We start from the raw sequence: 24,067 nt of genomic DNA, 5'->3' as shown, positions 1-24,067 counted from the left end.
TCTAACACTCACTCAAGATGGCATCCACTCCACAAAATTCAGCCAATGCTTGGACAATTTTGGGCATGCCATCGATTTTACACATTTTGTTTTCCCTGGCACTTAATCGTTTTGCTTCAATTAACAAAGCAAGACCAGCACTATCACACTGTGCGACTTCGCTCAAATCCAATTTAATAAGCTTTTCTTTCGTTTCACGCACATAATTATTCAAACGTTCGCGATCAGATACCACTGTTGCGAATGTCATTTCTTGTGATGGCTTGAATGATTGCTCTTGCATTTATGCTGCCTTTTTTCCAGGTTGCTGACGCAGTTGCTTAATAATTTCCTCCATGCTTGAGCTTCTGAGTGCTTCTGCAAATTGTGAACGGAAACTTTGCAATAAGCTCACCCCTTCCACACTAAAATCGTAAATTTTCCATGTGCCATTCTTAGAAACCAGGCTATAGCTTAAAGGAATATTCTGACCATTTGAGCGAACAATCACACTGTTAACACGTAAAAAGCGATTTTCAACAGAACCTCTAATGGGCAAAAATTTGATTTTTTCATCCGTGTATTCCGCAAGAGGGCTTGCATAAGTACGAATCACAAGCTGAGTAAATGCGTCTGCAAATTGTTGTCTTTCACTAGGAGAAGCCTTATTCCAAGCTTGCCGACCTAATACGGAGCGTGACATTCCGCTCACATCAACAATAGGCAATAAATGACGTCTGACGATCTGTTGAATGACCTTTGGATTATTTTTTAAGGCTGCCTTGTTTTCCTTTAATGAGGCAATGATTTGATTCGCTGTATTTTCAAGCATGGGGATAGGTGACGTTTGCGCCCATAAAAATTGGCTAATTGACAAGGCTATTGCAACGACGAATGACTGAAGTGCTTTCATAATTCACCTTATTTTTTATTGATGTTAAATAGTAGCTGACCAATCAAATTTTCGAGTATGACAGCTTCCTGTGTTTTAACAATGACATCACCCTCGCGCAGGTAAGGATGCTCTTGGTTCTCATCTTCGAAACCAGGAACAATACTGATGTAATTAGAACCAATCAGGCCTTCAGTTAAAATGCGAGCTGATGTGTCCTCATAAGGGATTGGCTTATCATTCCTAAGCGACATAGTCACTTTGGCATTTAATTCACCAGGCTGTAATTCAATACGAGTGACCTCACCAATTTTTACACCAGCCACAGTAACAGGCGCTCTTACCTTAAGTCCACCGATATCGGTGAACTCAGCACTAACGGTATACCCTTTTTTAGAAACCAGGGTGGTTATACCGCTCACCTTCATCACGAGAATAAGTAAGGCAGATAAGCCTAGCAACATAAAAATTCCTACGCTTATATCGATGTAACGTTGCCTATGATTATTCATTTACCAACCTCCAATCATCATCGCTGTCAAAATAAAATCAAGGCCAAGCACCGCCAGCGACGAATAAACTACAGTCCGGGTTGTTGCTTGACTAATGCCTTCTGCAGTAGGAGTACAACTAAAACCTTGAAATACAGCTATCCACACAACAACAAAAGCGAACACAATACTTTTTATAATTCCACTTAGAATATCAATGCGAAAATCAACGGCGGCCTGCATATTTGACCAAAAACTGCCGGCATCAACCCCCAACCATTCCACACCAACAAAATAACCCCCATAAATTGCCACGGCAGTAAAAATTAATGCCAATAACGGTAAGGAAATTAAGCCGGCGATAAAACGGGGATAAACGACCCGCCCTAAAGGATCCACACCCATCATATCCATACTTGCCAATTGTTCCGTGGCCTTCATTAAGCCAATTTCAGCCGTTAGGGCAGAACCTGCCCGTCCTGCAAACAGTAAAGCACTTATTACGGGACCAAGCTCCCTAGCTACACTTAGCGCTAACAGCTGACCCAGTTGGCTGCTCGCACCAAATTTTTGTAATGTATTATATCCTTGCAAACCAATGACCATACCCACAAACAATGCAGAAACAACGATAATTAAGAAAGACAAAACGCCAACAAAATACAGTTGTTCTCTTAATACCGGCCACAATCTTGGTAGATCAGGGTCTCTTAGAAACATTCGTAATAAGAACACGCCCGAATTACCCATTGCTTGCAAATTGTTTACTCCACGCTGACCTAAACGTGCAAGTAGATCAAGCATCTAGCAACTCCTCTGTATAGGGGCAAGCTGGGTAATGAAACGGTACAGCACCATCAGCTTCACCATGCATAAATTGTTTAACCTGCGGTTGAGTTGATTTTTTTAATTCAAGAGGCGTGCCATATCCAATGACTTGTCCCTCAGAAATGAGATAAATATAATCTGCAATAGAGCAGGTTTCTTCCACATCATGAGAAACAATGATCGTTGTTGTTTGCAACAATTGATTTAACCGCTTGATTAAACGCACGAGAACACCCATTGAAATGGGATCTTGCCCTGTAAAGGGCTCATCATACATCATTAACTCAGGATCAAGTGCAATCGTTCTCGCTAAAGCAACACGCCTTGTCATACCTCCTGAAAGTTCATTTGGCATTAATTGCGCTGCCCCTCGCAAACCGACAGCCTCAAGCTTCATTAAAACAATGTCACGTAACATGGCATCGTTTAAGTCGGTATGCTCCCGTAAAGGGAAGGCGACATTATCAAAAACAGACAAATGAGTAAAGAGAGCACTGCTCTGAAACAATAAACCTATTTTGCGTCTAGCCAGATATAATTCTTTGCGTGATAGTTGGTGGATATTATTCCCGTTGATTAAAACAGTCCCGGCTTCTGGGTACAACTGTGCCCCAATTAAGCGCAATAAAGTGGTCTTACCGCTACCACTAGGCCCCATAATGGCAGTAATTTTTCCGCGCTCCATCACCATATCTATGCCATTAAAGATGCGACGTTTTCCCCTGGCAAAGGTAAGATTAGTAATTTCTACTAAATTATCCTTCATGTATTTTTATTCTCAGATGAAATTTAAACGATGATTATATACTCGATAAGCGTTATTTTGCGAATTTAAAAATCCGTGGGGTGGGGGAAACGTAGGGTCCCCCACTCACCTGTAAAGAGTAAAATTCCTATGGTACACTTCACTTCTTTATTGGATCACAAAAAAAACATATGAATTTTTGCAAATTAGGTCTTGCAGTTATTGAAACTGAAGCACAAGCAGTATTTGCTCTAACGCAGCGTCTTGATGAACGTTTCGAGACAGCTTGCAAACTCTTATTGGCTTGCAAAGGTCGGGTAGTAGTTACTGGTATGGGTAAATCGGGACATATCGGTAGCAAAATTGCCGCCACATTTTCAAGCACAGGCACACCTGCTTTTTTTATGCACCCTGGAGAAGCCAGTCACGGTGATTTAGGGATGATTACTCGCCAAGATACTGTGCTAGCCATCTCTAATTCAGGTTTTACCAATGAAATCATTACCCTACTTCCCTTACTAAAAAGACTGGAAGTCCCTTTAATCACGTTAACAGGTAATAGCGAATCCACCATTGCCAAAGCTGCAGATGTAAATCTTGATATTAGTATTCATCAAGAGGCCTGCCCTTTGGGGCTTGCCCCTACAACGAGCACCACCGTTTCTTTAGTGATGGGTGACGCATTAGCCATTGCCCTTCTGCAGGCCAGAGGTTTTAGTGCTGAGGATTTTGCTTTAGCTCATCCTGGAGGCACATTGGGTCGGCGACTTTTACTGCGTATTGATGAACTTTGTCACGAAGATGATGAATTACCCCTCGTTAATGAACAAGCCACAATTAGTGAAGCTCTAATCGAGGTCACTGCAAAAAAGTTAGGTATGACTTGCGTCGTGGATGCACACGGATATCTTGCAGGTGTATATACTGACGGAGATGTAAGACGAACGCTAAACCAAAATATTGATATTAGCATTACGCCTGTGGCAATGGTCATGAGCAGGAACTGTAAAACAATCAAAAAAGGACTACTAGCCGCTGAAGCTCTAACCATGATGCAAAAATATAGCATTACTTCTCTGGTGGTCATTGATGATAGTAATCGACCTACCGCAGTTGTGCACTTGCACGATCTGTTGCGCGCTGGTGTTATTTAGAGGGCAAAAGATGAATGAGTTGATTGAGAAAGCAAAAAAGATAAAGTGCTTGATTTGTGATGTAGATGGCGTTTTAACTGACGGTCTCCTATACCTTGATAATTATGGCAATGAGTTAAAGGCGTTTCACGTGCAAGATGGTATGGGCTTGAAATTGTTGCTCGCCGCTGATATTCAGGTCGCCGTGATTACCACTTCAATAAATGCAGTCGTTGATCATCGAATGAAGCAACTAGGTATCCAGCATTATTTTACCGGGCAAGTGGATAAACGCAGTGCCTTTGCAAAACTTAAGGCCAATCTGGGTCTACATGATAGTGAATTCGCTTACGTAGGTGATGATTTACCCGACCTTCCTCTCATTCAGCAAGTAGGCTTAGGCATTGCTGTGGCTAATGCCGTTCCTCAGGTTAAAGAATTTGCTGTATGGCAAACAGAGCAATCTGGAGGCCGAGGTGCAGTACGAGAAGTTTGTGAACTGATTTTAAAGGCGCAAAATAAGCAAGAAACTGCTCTTTCAAGGTACCTAATGACATGAATGCAGCAAAACATACTTTCTGGTTATTCTGTGTACTTATAGCTCTAGCTTGCTCAGGGTGGTACTTCGCAAGCTCGGCGGATATTATGAAATTAGATGATAAAACCCTTTCCCAATCCGCGGATACAATTGTTACCAATCTATCAATACGCCGATTCGACGATAAAGGAGCGCTTGTCAATTTTCTGCAGACGCCAGAGATGCAACATATCCCCGCCGAAAATACCCATCTCCTTAGAAGGCCACATATTGTCGTGGTCCAGCCAGGTCAGCCGGAATGGCAAATCAGTTCAGATCATGCAAAGGCCATTCATGGTGGAGAACAGATTACGTTTATTAATAATGTTGTTGTTCATCAAAATAAAGGTGAACGTACTCAAGAAAGCACCATGAGAACCGAAGAACTGGTATACTACCCCAAGCAGAAATTAGCTACTAGCAAGCTTGCTGTCAGTTTTGAGCAGCCAGGCACTATAGTGCGTTCACAAGGAATGAAAGCTTATCTTGCTGATAAGAAAGTACAACTTTTAAGTCGAGCTCGAGCAATATATGAACCTAAACATGGTTAAATTATTAACTTTTACAGTAACACTTATCATGATCATGGCCTCCAAGATTAGCTTCGCCATGCCCGACGACCGTGAAAAAGTGGCGGAATTATCTGCTGACTCAGCCGATTTAAACCAACAAACCCATCGCGGAGAGTACATAGGGAATGTAGAATTTGACCAGGGAACTACACACTTGCGTGCAGCCAAAGCAATCACCGAAGGAAACCAACAGAATAAATTAATCCTTGCTGTTGCTCTAGGCGATAAAAATGCTCAGGCGCATTATTGGACGCAAACGGCAGCCGATAAACCTTTAGTACATGCCTATGCCGATATGATTCGCTATTATCCTGAGCGTCATTTGATTGAGCTCATAGGTAATGCGCGGGTGATTCAAGGAGACAATTCCTTTTCGGGTCCTAAAATCAGTTACGATACGGAAAAACAACATGTCATTTCGAAGGCCGATGGGGAAAAGCGCATCAACATTGTTATTCATCCTGAGAAAAAGACATGACTACGTTGTCAGCACAGCACCTAAAGAAATCATTTAAAACACGCACCGTTGTTAATGATGTGAGTATTGACATCCATCAAGGAGAATGCGTAGGGTTACTAGGTCCAAATGGTGCAGGTAAAACAACTTGCTTCTACATGATAGTAGGCTTGCAATCATGCGATGAAGGAAAAATTATTCTCAACGATAAAGACATCACTAAAGCAGCCATGCACGAGCGTGCGCGCTTAGGTATAGGTTACCTACCACAAGAAGCCTCCGTATTTCGTAAATTGTCCGTAGCAGATAACATCTTGGCTATTCTACAATTACGCAGGGATTTAGATGACAGAGCACGTCAGCAAAAGCTACAGGAATTGATGCAAGAATTTCATATTTCTCATATACAAAACAGCTTGGGGATGAGTCTTTCTGGAGGAGAACGACGTCGTGTTGAAATTGCTCGTGCTTTAGCCATTGAGCCAAACTTTATTCTACTGGACGAACCATTCGCGGGCGTGGATCCTATTTCAGTCCTAGATATTAAAAAAATCATTCTTCATCTGTGTGACAAAGGAATTGGCGTATTAATTACTGACCACAATGTACGTGAAACATTGGATATCTGTGAACGTGCCTATATCGTGAGCCAAGGTAAAATTCTTTGCGAAGGAACATCGCAAACCATTCTCGCTAACCAACAAGTTCGCGCAGTTTATTTAGGGGAAGAATTTTCTTTATAACTCGATCTTCAAGTTTTATTGCTTAACCCTTTAGAACATCGAATTACGGTGGCTTGACCACGGTATCCAGCGATCTTCAATGAACCATGGATACTGTGGTCAAGCCACGGTAATGCGTTTTGATTTGCCACATTTAAAAACTTGAAGATCGAATAAATAGTTTATCAAGAGTTTTTGCATGTTGCTCATTATCGATAATTATGATTCCTTTACTTACAACCTGGTGCAATATTTTCAATACCTAGGGCAACGCGTTGTTGTATACAAAAATGATAGGATTACCCTCGAGGACATTGAGCACATAGCTCCCAGTCATCTTGTCATTTCACCAGGTCCGAACGGCCCGAAAGATGCCGGAATTTCGTTAGCGGTGATCGAACACTTTCACGCGAAAATCCCAATTTTAGGAATATGCCTGGGGCATCAATGCCTGGCTCATTTTTTTGGTGCATCCATTATTCAAGCATCAACCATTATGCATGGCAAAACATCAGCCATTATGCACCATAAACAAGGACTGTTTCATGATCTTCCTTGCCCTTTTCAAGCCACACGCTATCATTCTCTTGCTATCGATACAGCTACCCTTCCCTCTTGTTTTTCAATTGATGCTTGGGCAGACGATACAATCATGGCCATTTCTCATCGTCAATATCCTCTTTTTGGTCTACAATTCCATCCGGAAGCCATTTTGAGTGAATACGGCTTAGAATTGTTAACTAACTTCTTAAAACATGAATACAAAACAGCTTTTTGAACAATTAATTGCTGGTGAGGATCTAAGTGCTCCCCAAATGCAAGAATTCATGCGCGCATGCATGGCTGGAGAATTGACTGATGTGCAAATAGCCGCCTTTCTCGCGTTAATGCGTATGAAAGGTGAAACGACAGAAGAATTAACCATAGCAGCCTCAGTGATGATGGAACTAGCTCACTTTATTGATTTAGGTGAGGATCTCATTGATATTGTAGGTACTGGAGGAGATGGAAGAAACACATTTAATGTATCTACAGTGAGTAGTTTTGTGGCGGCCGCTGCTGGTGCTCGTGTTGCTAAGCACGGAAATCGCTCGGTATCCAGTCGCAGCGGCAGTGCCGATCTGTTATTAGAGGCTGGTTTTCAGATCCAGTTGCGTGATGAGCAACTTAAAACGTGCATGCGCGCATGTGGCCTTAGTTTTTTATTTGCTCCCCACTTCCATCCAGCAATGCAATATGCCCGCAATGCCCGACAACAGTTAGGCATTCGTACCTTGTTTAACCTTCTCGGCCCCGTAATTAATCCCGCACGCGTAAAAAGGCAGGTGGTGGGTGTCTTTGATGCACATTGGCTTAGGCCTTTAGCCACAGTCTTAGCTAATCTTGGTAGCGAACGTGCGCTCATTATTAATTCTCGTGATGGCTTGGATGAAGTAAGCATCACAGCGATTACTGATGTGGTCGAATATCAACACGGACAATTTAGAGAATGGTTAATAGACCCAAAGGATTATGGTTGCTTTCACCCAAATTTAGACGACATCCTAGTCGACTCTCCTGCTCAAAGCCTCTTTTTAGCGAAAAAAGTCTTCAATGGTGAACCAGGGCCTGCGCGTGATATCGTTATACTGAATACGGCAACAGCATTATATTGTGCTGAAGACTCGCTAACTTTCGAGAAAGCCTTAGAAAAAGCAAAAAAAGCCATCGATAGCCAAGAGGCCGCAAGACGATTCAACGAGCTAAAAAAAATAACCCAAACAGGGCAAGCATCATGAAGAGTATTCTAGATAAAATAGCACAACGGAAAAAGCAAGAGGTCGAGCAGGCCAAGCACAAGACGCCTGTAGAACACCTAAGATGTGACAAACCAACGCGTCATTTTATTGATGCTCTAAAAAAAACTAGCCCAGCTATCATCGCCGAAATCAAAAAAGCTTCACCTAGCAAAGGATTGATTCGTGCAGATTTTGATGTTGCTAGTATTGCTAGCACTTATGAAAACGCTGGTGCCAGCTGCTTGTCAGTCTTGACTGATGTTGATTTTTTTCAAGGGGATCCATCCTTTATCGGGATAGCAAAAGCAAACTCGACATTGCCTGTACTTAGGAAGGATTTCATCATTGATTCCTATCAAATCTACGAGAGTCATTTTCTAGGTGCTGACTGTATTCTTCTTATTGTGGCTATGCTCGATGATGCTCAGCTTCAAGATTATTGTCAATTGGCCCAAGAGCTTGGCATGGCGGTCTTGGTTGAAAGTCATACACTTCCAGAGTTACAACGAGCGCTTAGCCTTCCCACCCCATTGATGGGTATCAATAACCGCAGTCTACATACGTTTACTACAGACATTCGTACAACCCTCGAATTAGTGCAATATCTTCCCGATAACAAAATAAGCATCACAGAAAGTGGTATCAATACTCGTGAAGATATTAAGCTCATGTTGGCACATGGTATTAACGCGTTCCTCATTGGTGAAAGCTTGATGCGTGCTCCGGATATAGGCAAAAAGCTAAAGGAATTCTTAGGGAACGTCCCTAATTTATAAAATCAGGGTGGCGACTAAGAAATAAATGGTGATGCTAATAATATCTTGTAATGCAGTTGCCAAAGGCCCACTACCCAACGCAGGATCCTGACGCAAGACATTAAAAGCAATTGGTATTAAACAGGCTAAAACTGTGGCAATGACGACTGCCAAAAATAATGAAATTCCTACGACCAAACCAATGATGAACGTTTGAGAAATTAGAATTGCACCAATAGCCCCCAATAAACCCAAAAAAGCACCAATCAATATGCCAATGAACAGTTCTTTTAAAAGGTAGGCAAGAATGTTAACTTTCAAGACACTGATTGCGCGGATAAAAATGGTTTCAGTTTGCGTACCGACTGAATCTGCAATATAGGCTATTACCGGAATAAAAAAGGCTAAAGCGATATTTTCTTGCAATGTTCTTTCGAATCCTCTTGCTATAACCCCCAATCCTATGCCGACGATTAGTCCAACAATCAGCCATGGAAGTCGAGCTTTAAGGATGAAAAATAAATTACCTGTTGCCAACTCCAGAAGGTTAGCCCCTTTACCACGAATTCCAGAAGACCTGAAGAAATACTCTAGATGTTCCTTATGCAAAATATCAATGATCTCATCAGCAAGAACAACACCCAATAGTTTCCCATTATCATCGACAACTGGAACTGACTCGACATCGCTTTTAATGGCTTCTCTAACTAAATTGACCTGACTTAAAGAGGGAGTTATGGTCAGTTTAGGTTTTGACATTAACTGTTCAGCGGTTTCATCTTTTTTAGCCGCTAAAACTTTTGGAACTGGAATCAAACCAACTAACGTTTTTTCCTCAGAAAGCACAAAAATAGTGTGCACATCTCCCCAATCCTTGCTTGCGAGGATCGTCATTACTTCAGATGCTGTGGTATTTGTTTTGACCACGGGTACTGAAGTAACCATTAATCCACCAGCGGTTTCAGGTGAATAGGTGTTCTTATCCATCATTTTATGCTCTTGCAAATTCCATTTTCATGTTGCCTTTTATTTGTATTACTGTGCTAAATTTAGCATAATGCAAGACTTTTTTTCTTTTTGAAAAAACTATGACACAAAACAGAGTAACTCTTGATCTCTTAAAACAGCTGGTTAGCAAGGCAGAGCTTAGCCAGGAAGGCGATACAGCTAACTATATCCCCGAGTTAGCAAATGTAAATAAAGATATTACCGCCATAGCCGTTCATCCTTTGGATGGAGAACCAATATCTTATAGTAATCAGGAAATTGCACCGGTTACTCTGCAAAGTACGGGCAAAATGATAACGCTTATTGGGCTACTGGAAGAGTTTGGTCTTGAACAAGTGTTTGAATGGGTTAAAGTTGAACCTTCAGGCGATGATTTTGCTTCAATAACCCGTCTTGAGCAACTTGGCCCTAAACCCTCAAATCCTATGTTAAATGCCGGAGCCATTACCTTATGTTCACACATTCCTGGCGTTGGGGAGCAACAATTCGCCTGGTTGGAATTTTGGGTACAAAAACTATTTAATCAAAAACTTAGCATTAATCCTTTGGTATTTGCTTCCGAAAAAAGGACAGGGAATCGCAATCGTTCTTTAGCTTACCTACTTAAAAGCCGGAATAATTTGGGTGCTGAAGTGTCCGAAACATTGGACTTATATTTTGCGCTTTGTTCCTATGAGGCCAAGCTGGAACAAATGCTCTATTTACCTACAATCCTTGCTAATGCTGGAAAGGATCCAAAAAATGGAGAGCAAATTATATCTCTTGAAACGTGTAAAATTACTCTAGCGATTATGGCAACCTGCGGTTTATACGATGAAACAGGTACGCACATGGTAAGGACAGGCATGCCAGCAAAAAGTGGCGTTTCTGGTTACACTATTGCCGTGGTGCCAGGAAAAGCTGGAATTGTTGTGTTAAGTCCGCGCGTTAATCCCAAAGGCAATAGCATCCGTGGGGAAATCATGTTGGAAGAGTTGTCCAAAGCGATGAGTTGGCATTTCGCTTTGCCTTAGAAATGAGGGGCAAGTATGAGGTTGAACACTCCATTAGTTAAGCTAGAAATTCTTCGTCTTCCAGCTTTTATTCTATCTCTTACCCACCTAACTCGTTCACGACTACGATAGGCTGCTGCACAATATCCTGCAAGGACTGGAGTCCTTGGACATCTGGTATGCTGGGACCTAGCCCTTCAAAGGTAAGTTGGGCGCCACTAGCAAAATTTACATTCAAATCTTGACCATCGCCGCTCTTTGAGAAAGGATTATTTTGATCCAGGAGTTCGTCAAGATCATCAACGGTCTCAACACCCAAAACACTCTCAAATTTGAGAACATCTTGTTGCGGATCAAAATGCTTAATGGTGTTATGACCTTTAAATGTTTCAAGGTTAAGAAGCAAAGTGTCACTATCTGTGTCAATCCCGAAGTCAATGATGTTATTACCTGTTCCAGGATCCACAACGTCAGCGCCCCTGCCAGCAAGAATTTCATCATTGCCTTCCTGACCATAAATTCGGTCATTACCTGCACCACTATCAATGTAATCGTTACCACCTGCTCGACCAGAACCATTAGCGAGTAATGTTTCTTGAGCAAGTTCATGACTGTGATTATTGATATAATCAAGCGTATCTTCCCTAGTCCAGTTGTACTGGCTATTATTTTCCAATTCATCAAACACAGACCAACCAGAACCTTCAGGAAAATCAAAGAGGTCAAGACCCATCAGCGTGGCCAACTCATCAGTATTTAATGCATCACCATAAAGAATGTCATCCCCATAGTCACCAACGATGCGATCATCACCGACCGTATTTAATTGGTTCAAGGGTGATAGATCAGATAATACCTGATTAAGTTCCTCAGCACTGTCAATATTATTGCTCAGACTGCTTGGATTACTGCCCTCCATTTTATCTAGAATCTGTTTAGCAGTTAAATCATTGGCTGTTCCAGATGGATTGTACACAATCGCCGTTTCGCTGACATTAATACCAATAGCCTCAATTGGACCAAACGTTTGTTCTAACAAAGCAACTTCGTTAACGTTATCTTGGGCTGTGGCACCTAATGGGTCATACACAGTTCGTTCAGTCGTGGTACTACCGGTACCGCCTACTGTACCGTTACTGTTAAGATAATAGGTTGGAGCACCGTCGGAGATAAAGATAGTCTGATTAATTAGATTCTGATCTCCAGTTAATGGCCCTCCACCATTAGCCCAGTTATATGCGTTTTGGAAAGCCGCTTCATAATTCGTTCCCCCATTAGCGCTTAGACCATTAATTGCAATTAGAGATTGCTCCAATGCGGTATCTACCATTGCCCCATTGACAACTAAATTAAACGTACCAACTGCAGCGGCATTGGTATTAAACTGGACAATATGAACACGAACATTTAACGTTTGGCTCTCTGCGAGTTCATTTAAGAGATTACTAACCGCATTTTTTAGCGCTTGCATACGAGAAATGGTTGATCCTCCAAAAGGTATTTGATTGCTCATGCTACCTGAGGTATCCAAGATTAAAAGGAGATTAATACTTTTCAGGGTGGCATCAATACCGCCTACATCACCGACAAGAACATCATTGCCACCATTTCCAGTTATTGTACCTGTTCCAGATCCAACCTCATAAGTTGCAGGACTGGACGTACTATCACTGGTATTTGTGCCAACTTTAAATACTGGCTCAGCCAAATTGACTGTTAAATTAGCCAGGCTTGTATCACCGTCAGCATCTTGCAAGGCAACTTCAAAATTCATATTTACATTAGGGACATTCGTAACAATTGTCTCATAGGAGAAAAGGCCAATGTCAAAAGCTTCTCCATTTAACGTTGAATCATTAATGCCATGAGCGCCCGAACGCGCATTCTCTATTTCGATGCGGTTATAACCTTCATCTGTCCCTACAGTGATAATATCATTTAAGCTCAAACCTCTGATCAGATAACCACCAGAACCATCTGATTGCAGATCATCCAGATCCAAGCTAACGCCATTTACTTTTATCGTTGAGATCGTTGTTTGAGGATCATCTGCCAATTGCGCATTGTGCACACTGGTACTCGTACCACTGGGGTCATCATCATTTGCATCATAAGTACGAACCCATATCTCTATGGAGCCTGGTGGTGGATTACCGTTAACCTGAACAATCTTAAAGTTAAAGTTATTGATATCAAAGTGATCCGTATAGTTATAGGAGTTACTTGCAGAGTTTGTCACTGAAGGTGAATTGACAAAATCGATACGTAGATTATCTCCGTCATTCATGCTCTGATTATTAACGCCAACAGCAGTGCTATTCGTATTAACCGTACCCTGAGTAAGGGAACCATTTGTTGCACGCACGTAACCTGAGAATAATAAATCTTCGGTGGTGCCACTTACATCAATAAAGTTGAATGCTTTATTTCCGGCTGTTGCAAAACTAGTATTGGTTATCGTGGTTGTTGTGCTAGTCCCAATTGGAACAAAAATCTCAACTTTATACGTGTCATTATTTAAATTGTAATTACCATCGGGCTGTAAAGTAATTCTAAATACCTCTATTGCACCCACATCGCCAGGGGCACCTTTTATCCAGCCTTGTAGCGTATCAGGGGTTGCAACATTAGAATCATGATCGACTAAATACAAATGAATCGGAAATCCGTTAGCGCTTAAGTTAACTACATCACCATCTATAACTCCAGTTGCCTGTTGTCCATCTACGATACTTGAAAAACTTATACTACCTAGCTGATCAGCGCCCACATTATTATCAATGTTACCATCAGTATCTAAGGAAAACGTCGTGGTTGAACCAGCAACATTTCCAAGAGAAGCTCCTTCTGGATCAATGATTGTAGGGACATCGTCATCAATGACTACTGTCAGAGAACCGATTGACGTATCCCCATCACCATCAGTCACCGTATAATTTAGGTTTACACTAGCATTCGTTGTTTCATTGTTATCTGCAATTTCATGATGATTAACAGCGGCAAGTAAAGTGAAAGTATATTGACCATTTACTGGGTTGACAGTGATCTTAAACACATCATCTGTACCTAAAACCCCATTCGCCCGATAAGCAGTCAAGGTATTGTCGCTAGCATTCCAGGAGTATTTAATTGATTCAGCACCTAACGTAGCTGTTAATCCATTCATTGCTACAAAATCGATTTTTCCAGCACCATCAGCACCAAAATTATGAACCAATGTGCCAGTTAAATTGCTTTGAGCATCATCCCCGGTAACTATATTATTATTACCCTTGGCTAAGTTATCTTCATCTGCTGTTAGGCTTTGTGTACCTGCATGTGGACCATCATCTGCAAAGCGAACATTGCCACCCAAATCAATGGTTTCACTGTCTGTGGCCGTATCGCCATCACCATCCGTCGTCAAGGCACTGGCCGTTAAGGTCACCAAACCATTACCTAAAACCGCAAACTGATCGGCAAAGGGTGAACCCGTAGGACTTGGATCGTTAGCAATTGGATGGTCAATTTCTTCATATTGCTTGAGCGTCACGACCCCTGAGGCATCGACACTTAAGTCAAAAATCGTATTGGAGGCATCAACCCCTGCTAATGCCGCAGCCGTTGAACCAACAATCACGCCAGCGATGTCGTAAAGATAAATGGATAGGCCATCGCTGTCTAAACCAGAATCCGTTCCCGGGGCGCCTGCCAACGCCAGTGAATAACTCATCACCGTGCTGCCCGCACCGTCTGCACCATAAGTCGGGGTGTTGCTAAACACACCGCTAAAATTAGCCGTCGTTGTCGCGGTATCCGTCGCAGCCCCAATCGTATCCGCATCTTGCGTCGTCAATAATACGCCTGCTTCGGCATTTGCATTGACCACCACACTCGGACCATCATCGGCAAAGCGAACATTGCCGCCTAAATCAATGGTTTCACTGTCTGTGGCCGTATCGCCATCACCATCCGTCGTCAAGGCACTGGCCGTTAAGGTCACCAAACCATTACCTAAAACCGCAAACTGATCGGCAAAGGGTGAACCCGTAGGACTTGGATCGTTAGCAATTGGATGGTCAATTTCTTCATATTGATTGAGCGTCACGACCCCTGAGGCATCGACACTTAAGTCAAAAATCGTATTGGAGGCATCAACCCCTGCTAATGCCGCAGCCGTTGAACCAACAATCACGCCAGCGATGTCGTAAAGATAAATGGATAGGCCATCGCTGTCTAAACCAGAATCCGTTCCCGGGGCGCCTGCCAACGCCAGTGAATAACTCATCACCGTGCTGCCCGCACCGTCTGCACCATAAGTCGGGGTGTTGCTAAACACACCGCTAAAATTAGCCGTCGTTGTCGCGGTATCCGTCGCAGCCCCAATCGTATCCGCATCTTGCGTCGTCAATAATACGCCTGCTTCGGCATTTGCATTGACCACCACACTCGGACCATCATCGGCAAAGCGAACATTGCCACCTAAATCAATGGTTTCACTGTCTGTGGCCGTATCGCCATCACCATCCGTCGTCAAGGCACTGGCCGTTAAGGTCACCAAACCATTACTTAACACCGCAAACTGATCGGCAAAGGGTGAACCCGTAGGACTTGGATCGTTAGCAATTGGATGGTCAATTTCTTCATATTGATTGAGCGTCACGACCCCTGAGGCATCGACACTTAAGTCAAAAATCGTATTGGAGGCATCAACCCCTGCTAATGCCGCAGCCGTTGAACCAACAATCACGCCAGCGATATCGTAAAGATAAATGGATAGGCCATCGCTGTCTAAACCAGAATCCGTTCCCGGGGCGCCTGCCAACGCCAGTGAATAACTCATCACCGTGCTGCCCGCACCGTCTGCACCATAAGTCGGGGTGTTGCTAAACACACCGCTAAAATTAGCCGTCGTTGTCGCGGTATCCGTCGCAGCCCCAATCGTATCCGCATCTTGCGTCGTCAATAATACGCCTGCTTCGGCATTTGCATTGACCACCACACTCGGACCATCATCGGCAAAGCGAACATTGCCGCCTAAATCAATGGTTTCACTGTCTGTGGCCGTATCGCCATCACCATCCGTCGTCAAGGCACTGGCCGTTAAGGTCACCAAACCATTACTTAACACCGCAAACTGATCGGCAAAGGGTGAACCCGTAGGACTTGGATCGTTAGCTATTGGATGGTCAATTTCTTCATATTGATTGAGCGTCACGACCCCTGAGGCATCGACACTTAAGTCAAAAATCGTATTGGAGGCATCAACCCCTGCTAATGCCGCAGCCGTTGAACCAACAATCACGCCAGCGATGTCGTAAAGATAAATGGATAGGCCATCGCTGTCTAAACCAGAATCCGTTCCCGGGGCGCCTGCCAACGCCAGTGAATAACTCATCACCGTGCTGCCCGCACCGTCTGCACCATAAGTCGGGGTGTTGCTAAACACACCGCTAAAATTAGCCGTCGTTGTCGCGGTATCCGTCGCAGCCCCAATCGTATCCGCATCTTGCGTCGTCAATAATACGCCTGCTTCGGCATTTGCATTGACCACCACACTCGGACCATCATCGGCAAAGCGAACATTGCCGCCTAAATCAATGGTTTCACTGTCTGTGGCCGTATCGCCATCACCATCCGTCGTCAAGGCACTGGCCGTTAAGGTCACCAAACCATTACTTAACACCGCAAACTGATCGGCAAAGGGTGAACCCGTAGGACTTGGATCGTTAGCAATTGGATGGTCAATTTCTTCATATTGCTTGAGCGTCACGACCCCTGAGGCATCGACACTTAAGTCAAAAATCGTATTGGAGGCATCAACCCCTGCTAATGCCGCAGCCGTTGAACCAACAATCACGCCAGCGATGTCGTAAAGATAAATGGATAGGCCATCGCTGTCTAAACCAGAATCCGTTCCCGGGGCGCCTGCCAACGCCAGTGAATAACTCATCACCGTGCTGCCCGCACCGTCTGCACCATAAGTCGGGGTGTTGCTAAACACACCGCTAAAATTAGCCGTCGTTGTCGCGGTATCCGTCGCAGCCCCAATCGTATCCGCATCTTGCGTCGTCAATAATACGCCTGCTTCGGCATTTGCATTGACCACCACACTCGGACCATCATCGGCAAAGCGAACATTGCCGCCTAAATCAATGGTTTCACTGTCTGTGGCCGTATCGCCATCACCATCCGTCGTCAAGGCACTGGCCGTTAAGGTCACCAAACCATTACCTAAAACCGCAAACTGATCGGCAAAGGGTGAACCCGTAGGACTTGGATCGTTAGCAATTGGATGGTCAATTTCTTCATATTGATTGAGCGTCACGACCCCTGAGGCATCGACACTTAAGTCAAAAATCGTATTGGAGGCATCAACCCCTGCTAATGCCGCAGCCGTTGAACCAACAATCACGCCAGCGATGTCGTAAAGATAAATGGATAGGCCATCGCTGTCTAAACCAGAATCCGTTCCCGGGGCGCCTGCCAACGCCAGTGAATAACTCATCACCGTGCTGCCCGCACCGTCTGCACCATAAGTCGGGGTGTTGCTAAACACACCGCTAAAATTAGCCGTCGTTGTCGCGGTATCCGTCGCAGCCCCAATCGTATCCGCATCTTGCGTCGTCAATAATACGCCTGCTTCGGCATTTGCATTGACCACCACACTCGGACCATCATCGGCAAAGCGAACATTGCCACCTAAATCAATGGTTTCACTGTCTGTGGCCGTATCGCCATCACCATCCGTCGTCAAGGCACTGGCCGTTAAGGTCACCAAACCATTACTTAACACCGCAAACTGATCGGCAAAGGGTGAACCCGTAGGACTTGGATCGTTAGCAATTGGATGGTCAATTTCTTCATATTGATTGAGCGTCACGACCCCTGAGGCATCGACACTTAAGTCAAAAATCGTATTGGAGGCATCAACCCCTGCTAATGCCGCAGCCGTTGAACCAACAATCACGCCAGCGATATCGTAAAGATAAATGGATAGGCCATCGCTGTCTAAACCAGAATCCGTTCCCGGGGCGCCTGCCAACGCCAGTGAATAACTCATCACCGTGCTGCCCGCACCGTCTGCACCATAAGTCGGGGTGTTGCTAAACACACCGCTAAAATTAGCCGTCGTTGTCGCGGTATCCGTCGCAGCCCCAATCGTATCCGCATCTTGCGTCGTCAATAATACGCCTGCTTCGGCATTTGCATTGACCACCACACTCGGACCATCATCGGCAAAGCGAACATTGCCGCCTAAATCAATGGTTTCACTGTCTGTGGCCGTATCGCCATCACCATCCGTCGTCAAGGCACTGGCCGTTAAGGTCACCAAACCATTACCTAAAACCGCAAACTGATCGGCAAAGGGTGAACCCGTAGGACTTGGATCGTTAGCAATTGGATGGTCAATTTCTTCATATTGATTGAGCGTCACGACCCCTGAGGCATTGACACTTAAGTCAAAAATCGTATTGGAGGCATCAACCCCTGCTAATGCCGCAGCCGTTGAGCCAACAATCACACCAGCGATGTCGTAAAGATAAATGGATAGGCCATCGCTGTCTAAACCAGAATCCGTTCCCGGGGCGCCTGCCAACGCCAGTGAATAACTCATCACCGTGCTGCCCGCACCGTCTGCACCATAAGTCGGGGTGTTGCTAAACACACCGCTAAAATTAGCCGTCGTTGTCGCGGTATCCGTCGCAGCCCCAATCGTATCCGCATCTTGCGTCGTCAATAATACGCCTGCTTCGGCATTTGCATTGACCACCACACTCGGACCATCATCGGCAAAGCGAACATTGCCGCCTAAATCAATGGTTTCACTGTCTGTGGCCGTATCGCCATCACCATCCGTCGTCAAGGCACTGGCCGTTAAGGTCACCAAACCATTACTTAACACCGCAAACTGATCGGCAAAGGGTGAACCCGTAGGACTTGGATCGTTAGCAATTGGATGGTCAATTTCTTCATATTGCTTGAGCGTCACGACCCCTGAGGCATCGACACTTAAGTCAAAAATCGTATTGGAGGCATCAACCCCTGCTAATGCCGCAGCCGTTGAACCAACAATCACGCCAGCGATGTCGTAAAGATAAATGGATAGGCCATCGCTGTCTAAACCAGAATCCGTTCCCGGGGCGCCTGCCAACGCCAGTGAATAACTCATCACCGTGCTGCCCGCACCGTCTGCACCATAAGTCGGGGTGTTGCTAAACACACCGCTAAAATTAGCCGTCGTTGTCGCGGTATCCGTCGCAGCCCCAATCGTATCCGCATCTTGCGTCGTCAATAATACGCCTGCTTCGGCATTTGCATTGACCACCACACTCGGACCATCATCGGCAAAGCGAACATTGCCGCCTAAATCAATGGTTTCACTGTCTGTGGCCGTATCGCCATCACCATCCGTCGTCAAGGCACTGGCCGTTAAGGTCACCAAACCATTACCTAAAACCGCAAACTGATCGGCAAAGGGTGAACCCGTAGGACTTGGATCGTTAGCAATTGGATGGTCAATTTCTTCATATTGATTGAGCGTCACGACCCCTGAGGCATCGACACTTAAGTCAAAAATCGTATTGGAGGCATCAACCCCTGCTAATGCCGCAGCCGTTGAACCAACAATCACGCCAGCGATGTCGTAAAGATAAATGGATAGGCCATCGCTGTCTAAACCAGAATCCGTTCCCGGGGCGCCTGCCAACGCCAGTGAATAACTCATCACCGTGCTGCCCGCACCGTCTGCACCATAAGTCGGGGTGTTGCTAAACACACCGCTAAAATTAGCCGTCGTTGTCGCGGTATCCGTCGCAGCCCCAATCGTATCCGCATCTTGCGTCGTCAATAATACGCCTGCTTCGGCATTTGCATTGACCACCACACTCGGACCATCATCGGCAAAGCGAACATTGCCACCTAAATCAATGGTTTCACTGTCTGTGGCCGTATCGCCATCACCATCCGTCGTCAAGGCACTGGCCGTTAAGGTCACCAAACCATTACTTAACACCGCAAACTGATCGGCAAAGGGTGAACCCGTAGGACTTGGATCGTTAGCAATTGGATGGTCAATTTCTTCATATTGATTGAGCGTCACGACCCCTGAGGCATCGACACTTAAGTCAAAAATCGTATTGGAGGCATCAACCCCTGCTAATGCCGCAGCCGTTGAACCAACAATCACGCCAGCGATATCGTAAAGATAAATGGATAGGCCATCGCTGTCTAAACCAGAATCCGTTCCCGGGGCGCCTGCCAACGCCAGTGAATAACTCATCACCGTGCTGCCCGCACCGTCTGCACCATAAGTCGGGGTGTTGCTAAACACACCGCTAAAATTAGCCGTCGTTGTCGCGGTATCCGTCGCAGCCCCAATCGTATCCGCATCTTGCGTCGTCAATAATACGCCTGCTTCGGCATTTGCATTGACCACCACACTCGGACCATCATCGGCAAAGCGAACATTGCCGCCTAAATCAATGGTTTCACTGTCTGTGGCCGTATCGCCATCACCATCCGTCGTCAAGGCACTGGCCGTTAAGGTCACCAAACCATTACTTAACACCGCAAACTGATCGGCAAAGGGTGAACCCGTAGGATTTGGATCGTTAGCTATTGGATGGTCAATTTCTTCATATTGATTGAGCGTCACGACCCCTGAGGCATCGACACTTAAGTCAAAAATCGTATTGGAGGCATCAACCCCTGCTAATGCCGCAGCCGTTGAACCAACAATCACGCCAGCGATGTCGTAAAGATAAATGGATAGGCCATCGCTGTCTAAACCAGAATCCGTTCCCGGGGCGCCTGCCAACGCCAGTGAATAACTCATCACCGTGCTGCCCGCACCGTCTGCACCATAAGTCGGGGTGTTGCTAAACACACCGCTAAAATTAGCCGTCGTTGTCGCGGTATCCGTCGCAGCCCCAATCGTATCCGCATCTTGCGTCGTCAATAATACGCCTGCTTCGGCATTTGCATTGACCACCACACTCGGACCATCATCGGCAAAGCGAACATTGCCACCTAAATCAATGGTTTCACTGTCTGTGGCCGTATCGCCATCACCATCCGTCGTCAAGGCACTGGCCGTTAAGGTCACCAAACCATTACCTAACACCGCAAACTGATCGGCAAAGGGTGAACCCGTAGGACTTGGATCGTTAGCAATTGGATGGTCAATTTCTTCATATTGATTGAGCGTCACGACCCCTGAGGCATCGACACTTAAGTCAAAAATCGTATTGGAGGCATCAACCCCTGCTAATGCCGCAGCCGTTGAACCAACAATCACGCCAGCGATGTCGTAAAGATAAATGGATAAGCCATCGCTGTCTAAACCAGAATCCGTTCCCGGTGCGCCTGCCAACGCCAGTGAATAACTCATCACCGTGCTGCCCGCACCGTCTGCACCATACGTCGGGGTGTTGCTAAACACGCCGCTAAAATTAGCCGTCGTTGTCGCAGTATCCGTCGCAGCCCCAATCGTATCCGCATCTTGCGTCGTCAATAATACGCCTGCTTCGGCATTTGCATTGACCACCACACTCGGACCATCATCGGCAAAGCGAACATTGCCACCCAAATCAATGGTTTCACTGTCTGTGGCCGTATCGCCATCACCATCCGTCGTCAAGGCACTGGCCGTTAAGGTCACCAAACCATTACCTAACACCGCAAACTGATCGGCAAAGGGTGAACCCGTAGGACTTGGATCGTTAGCAATTGGATGGTCAATTTCTTCATATTGATTGAGCGTCACGACCCCTGAGGCATTGACACTTAAGTCAAAAATCGTATTGGAGGCATCAACCCCTGCTAATGCCGCAGCCGTTGAACCAACAATCACGCCAGCGATGTCGTAAAGATAAATGGATAGGCCATCGCTGTCTAAACCAGAATCCGTTCCCGGGGCGCCTGCCAACGCCAGTGAATAACTCATCACCGTGCTGCCCGCACCGTCTGCACCATAAGTCGGGGTGTTGCTAAACACACCGCTAAAATTAGCCGTCGTTGTCGCGGTATCCGTCGCAGCCCCAATCGTATCCGCATCTTGCGTCGTCAATAATACGCCTGCTTCGGCATTTGCATTGACCACCACACTCGGACCATCATCGGCAAAGCGAACATTGCCACCTAAATCAATGGTTTCACTGTCTGTGGCCGTATCGCCATCACCATCCGTCGTCAAGGCACTGGCCGTTAAGGTCACCAAACCATTACTTAACACCGCAAACTGATCGGCAAAGGGTGAACCCGTAGGACTTGGATCGTTAGCTATTGGATGGTCAATTTCTTCATATTGATTGAGCGTCACGACCCCTGAGGCATCGACACTTAAGTCAAAAATCGTATTGGAGGCATCAACCCCTGCTAATGCCGCAGCCGTTGAACCAACAATCACGCCAGCGATGTCGTAAAGATAAATGGATAGGCCATCGCTGTCTAAACCAGAATCCGTTCCCGGGGCGCCTGCCAACGCCAGTGAATAACTCATCACCGTGCTGCCCGCACCGTCTGCACCATAAGTCGGGGTGTTGCTAAACACACCGCTAAAATTAGCCGTCGTTGTCGCGGTATCCGTCGCAGCCCCAATCGTATCCGCATCTTGCGTCGTCAATAATACGCCTGCTTCGGCATTTGCATTGACCACCACACTCGGACCATCATCTGCGAAATTAAAGGCCAATCCAATATTGGCGACTGCACGGCTGCTATCTCCATCGCTATCCGTTGCGACGGCCTCTAAGGTAATCAAATCAGCGGCGGCTAAGTGAACAACATCATCAGGTGTGGTAGCGTCAGGATGAACAAGCGCTCGTTGTTGATCAAGTGTGATCTTACCATCGTTATCCAAAGAAATCCTAAAGGCTTCTGCACCTTCCTTACTACCAACGTGGCCTACCACAACCCCGTTTTCTAAGAACAAGTAAATTTTTTGCTGAGTAGCCGTGTCAACAAGACCCGAATCAACACCCGTACTTTTGATCGCAAGAGAGTAAGTCAACGGATTATTAGCAGCAGCATCGTCTGTACCAAATTGGGCGTTAAAGAGGAAACGAAAATCTCCTGTGGCATCATTAGCTAATACCGTTTCATCTACGCTTAAATCAGGAGTCGGAACATTCTCTACTACAATCCTGGGACCATCGTCATCAACCCTTACAGTAAAATCTCTTGTGGCCTGAGCGCCATCTGTTCTTGTCAGTGTAACCGTAATGCGCACTGACATGGCGTCATCATGATCAGTAGTATCAGGATGAGTCCATGCTCGTAATTGTTGGAACTCGTATTGCCCAGTGTTAGGATCGAAGCGAAGCTCCCAACTGCTATCATCTGCCCTTAACGTTTGACTAGCTGCATCCCATGTTGCATCAGATGCAGAAAAAGTGATTGCGTTGATATCTTCAGAAGCAGCGTTAGTTTGTATGGCTGCAGAACCCAGTGCCAAACCATCAGTCTCATCATAAGCTAGATCTACAACACTTAATTGCAGTGGTTCAGGAGAAGAGGGTTCAGGAGAAGAGGATTCAGGAGACTCCTCTGTTGCTAGTGATTCAGTGACAGAAGCTATCTCATCTTCCTCTTCAAAAAGAGGTATGTATCTTTCAGCTGAACGAAATATCAATTCTGGGCCTATGGTTTCATAACCAGCAGATACAGAGCCAACTCCATAGAGAGGATCAATGCGGACAGCATTTCCTCCTTCACCCAGGAGCACTTCTTCCCCTGCAGCGGTAGGTTCTAAAGCTTCAAGCACAGCAACAGGATCAATCCCATTGGCTATTGCATGTTCAATTAAATTTTCAGCATCGGCTTGGGAAGTGATATTTTTTAAAAGGGGGGAAATACCGTCAATTTTAAATGGCCGCTCAAGACCTAAAGCAGCATCACCTAATGTTACATGGCGTAAAAGTGCTTCTCCACTTAAAAGAACCACTTGATCACCAGCCATTAACTGTGTGCCATTTTTAGCAATAGACACTTGACCATTAGCATGGTTCTTAATCAATAAGCCATTCAAGGCATCCACAACAGGCAAGGGTTTATTCATTTTTAACCTCGTATACCAACAGAGTTCACAGGTTCTCTCATCGATATCCGTTTGCTATGCCTAACGTATTTAACGGTCACCTGCTACTCATAAAAAGAG

General features: G+C 45.3%; 16 protein-coding genes. 9 read left to right on the top strand and 7 right to left on the bottom strand.

Going from position 1 to position 24,067, the window contains the following annotated elements; all coding sequences use genetic code 11:
- Position 1: 1 nt before the first annotated feature.
- The 5 genes from CKV79_RS04405 to CKV79_RS04385 are packed head-to-tail and all read right to left on the bottom strand — an operon-like array spanning position 2 to position 2,956.
- Positions 2 to 283, bottom strand: a complete 282-nt coding sequence (locus tag CKV79_RS04405; RefSeq protein ID WP_028374432.1) for an STAS domain-containing protein — start codon at positions 281 to 283, stop codon at positions 2 to 4.
- Positions 284 to 892 (bottom strand): MlaC/ttg2D family ABC transporter substrate-binding protein, encoded by a 609-nt coding sequence (locus CKV79_RS04400; RefSeq protein ID WP_028374433.1) that lies wholly within the window; start codon positions 890 to 892, stop codon positions 284 to 286. It lies immediately after the preceding gene.
- An 8-nt stretch (positions 893 to 900) separates the two neighbouring features.
- Positions 901 to 1,383, bottom strand: coding sequence for an outer membrane lipid asymmetry maintenance protein MlaD (mlaD, locus tag CKV79_RS04395; RefSeq protein ID WP_035916412.1), 483 nt, complete (start codon positions 1,381 to 1,383; stop codon positions 901 to 903).
- A complete protein-coding gene (gene mlaE, locus CKV79_RS04390; RefSeq protein WP_028374435.1) occupies positions 1,384 to 2,166 on the bottom strand; it encodes a lipid asymmetry maintenance ABC transporter permease subunit MlaE in 783 nt (260 codons plus the stop codon).
- Complete coding sequence (locus CKV79_RS04385) at positions 2,159 to 2,956, bottom strand: ATP-binding cassette domain-containing protein (RefSeq protein WP_028374436.1); 798 nt, start codon at positions 2,954 to 2,956, stop codon at positions 2,159 to 2,161. The genes mlaE and CKV79_RS04385 overlap by 8 nt, the downstream gene beginning before the upstream one ends.
- A gap of 170 nt (positions 2,957 to 3,126) precedes the next feature.
- On the opposite strand from CKV79_RS04385, the gene CKV79_RS04380 reads away from it, so the two are divergent.
- The 8 genes from CKV79_RS04380 (at position 3,127) to trpC (ending at position 8,950) form a co-directional block, all read left to right on the top strand.
- Positions 3,127 to 4,089 (top strand): KpsF/GutQ family sugar-phosphate isomerase, encoded by a 963-nt coding sequence (locus CKV79_RS04380; protein WP_028374437.1) that lies wholly within the window; start codon positions 3,127 to 3,129, stop codon positions 4,087 to 4,089.
- Between the two features lie 10 nt (positions 4,090 to 4,099).
- A complete protein-coding gene (locus CKV79_RS04375) occupies positions 4,100 to 4,627 on the top strand; it encodes a KdsC family phosphatase (protein ID WP_028374438.1) in 528 nt (175 codons plus the stop codon).
- Entirely contained in the window at positions 4,624 to 5,196 is a 573-nt protein-coding gene (gene lptC / locus CKV79_RS04370) for an LPS export ABC transporter periplasmic protein LptC (protein WP_028374439.1), read from the top strand. Before CKV79_RS04375 ends, lptC begins: the two co-directional genes overlap by 4 nt.
- A complete protein-coding gene (lptA, locus tag CKV79_RS04365) occupies positions 5,189 to 5,695 on the top strand; it encodes a lipopolysaccharide transport periplasmic protein LptA (protein ID WP_028374440.1) in 507 nt (168 codons plus the stop codon). The genes lptC and lptA overlap by 8 nt, the downstream gene beginning before the upstream one ends.
- Positions 5,692 to 6,417: an LPS export ABC transporter ATP-binding protein gene (gene lptB, locus CKV79_RS04360; RefSeq protein WP_028374441.1), complete on the top strand. Its 726-nt coding sequence runs from the start codon at positions 5,692 to 5,694 to the stop codon at positions 6,415 to 6,417. Before lptA ends, lptB begins: the two co-directional genes overlap by 4 nt.
- Before the next feature lie 178 nt (positions 6,418 to 6,595).
- Positions 6,596 to 7,174 carry an anthranilate synthase component II gene (locus tag CKV79_RS04355; protein ID WP_028374442.1) on the top strand — a complete coding sequence of 193 codons (579 nt, stop codon included), beginning with the start codon at positions 6,596 to 6,598 and terminating at the stop codon, positions 7,172 to 7,174.
- On the top strand, positions 7,152 to 8,174 hold the full coding sequence (trpD, locus tag CKV79_RS04350) for an anthranilate phosphoribosyltransferase (protein ID WP_028374443.1): 1,023 nt from the start codon (positions 7,152 to 7,154) through the stop codon (positions 8,172 to 8,174). Before CKV79_RS04355 ends, trpD begins: the two co-directional genes overlap by 23 nt.
- Positions 8,171 to 8,950 (top strand): indole-3-glycerol phosphate synthase TrpC, encoded by a 780-nt coding sequence (gene trpC, locus CKV79_RS04345; protein ID WP_028374444.1) that lies wholly within the window; start codon positions 8,171 to 8,173, stop codon positions 8,948 to 8,950. Before trpD ends, trpC begins: the two co-directional genes overlap by 4 nt.
- Here trpC and CKV79_RS04340 read toward each other — a convergent pair.
- Positions 8,945 to 9,919, bottom strand: coding sequence for a magnesium transporter (locus tag CKV79_RS04340; RefSeq protein WP_028374445.1), 975 nt, complete (start codon positions 9,917 to 9,919; stop codon positions 8,945 to 8,947). The two genes, trpC and CKV79_RS04340, sit on opposite strands and share 6 nt — an antisense overlap.
- A 98-nt stretch (positions 9,920 to 10,017) precedes the next feature.
- Here CKV79_RS04340 and glsA point away from each other — a divergent pair, with 98 nt between their 5' ends.
- Positions 10,018 to 10,950: a glutaminase A gene (glsA, locus tag CKV79_RS04335; protein WP_028374446.1), complete on the top strand. Its 933-nt coding sequence runs from the start codon at positions 10,018 to 10,020 to the stop codon at positions 10,948 to 10,950.
- Positions 10,951 to 11,029: 79 nt separating this feature from the next.
- Here the strand turns inward: glsA and CKV79_RS04330 are convergent, their stop codons facing one another.
- Positions 11,030 to 23,968: a DUF5801 repeats-in-toxin domain-containing protein gene (locus CKV79_RS04330; protein WP_095141722.1), complete on the bottom strand. Its 12,939-nt coding sequence runs from the start codon at positions 23,966 to 23,968 to the stop codon at positions 11,030 to 11,032.
- Positions 23,969 to 24,067 lie beyond the last annotated feature (99 nt).

The sequence above is a fragment of the Legionella lansingensis genome, from assembly GCF_900187355.1.
Classification (GTDB): domain Bacteria; phylum Pseudomonadota; class Gammaproteobacteria; order Legionellales; family Legionellaceae; genus Tatlockia; species Tatlockia lansingensis.
Note: the sequence above shows the minus strand (reverse complement) of the source record. Positions and strands in the feature narration are given on the sequence as shown.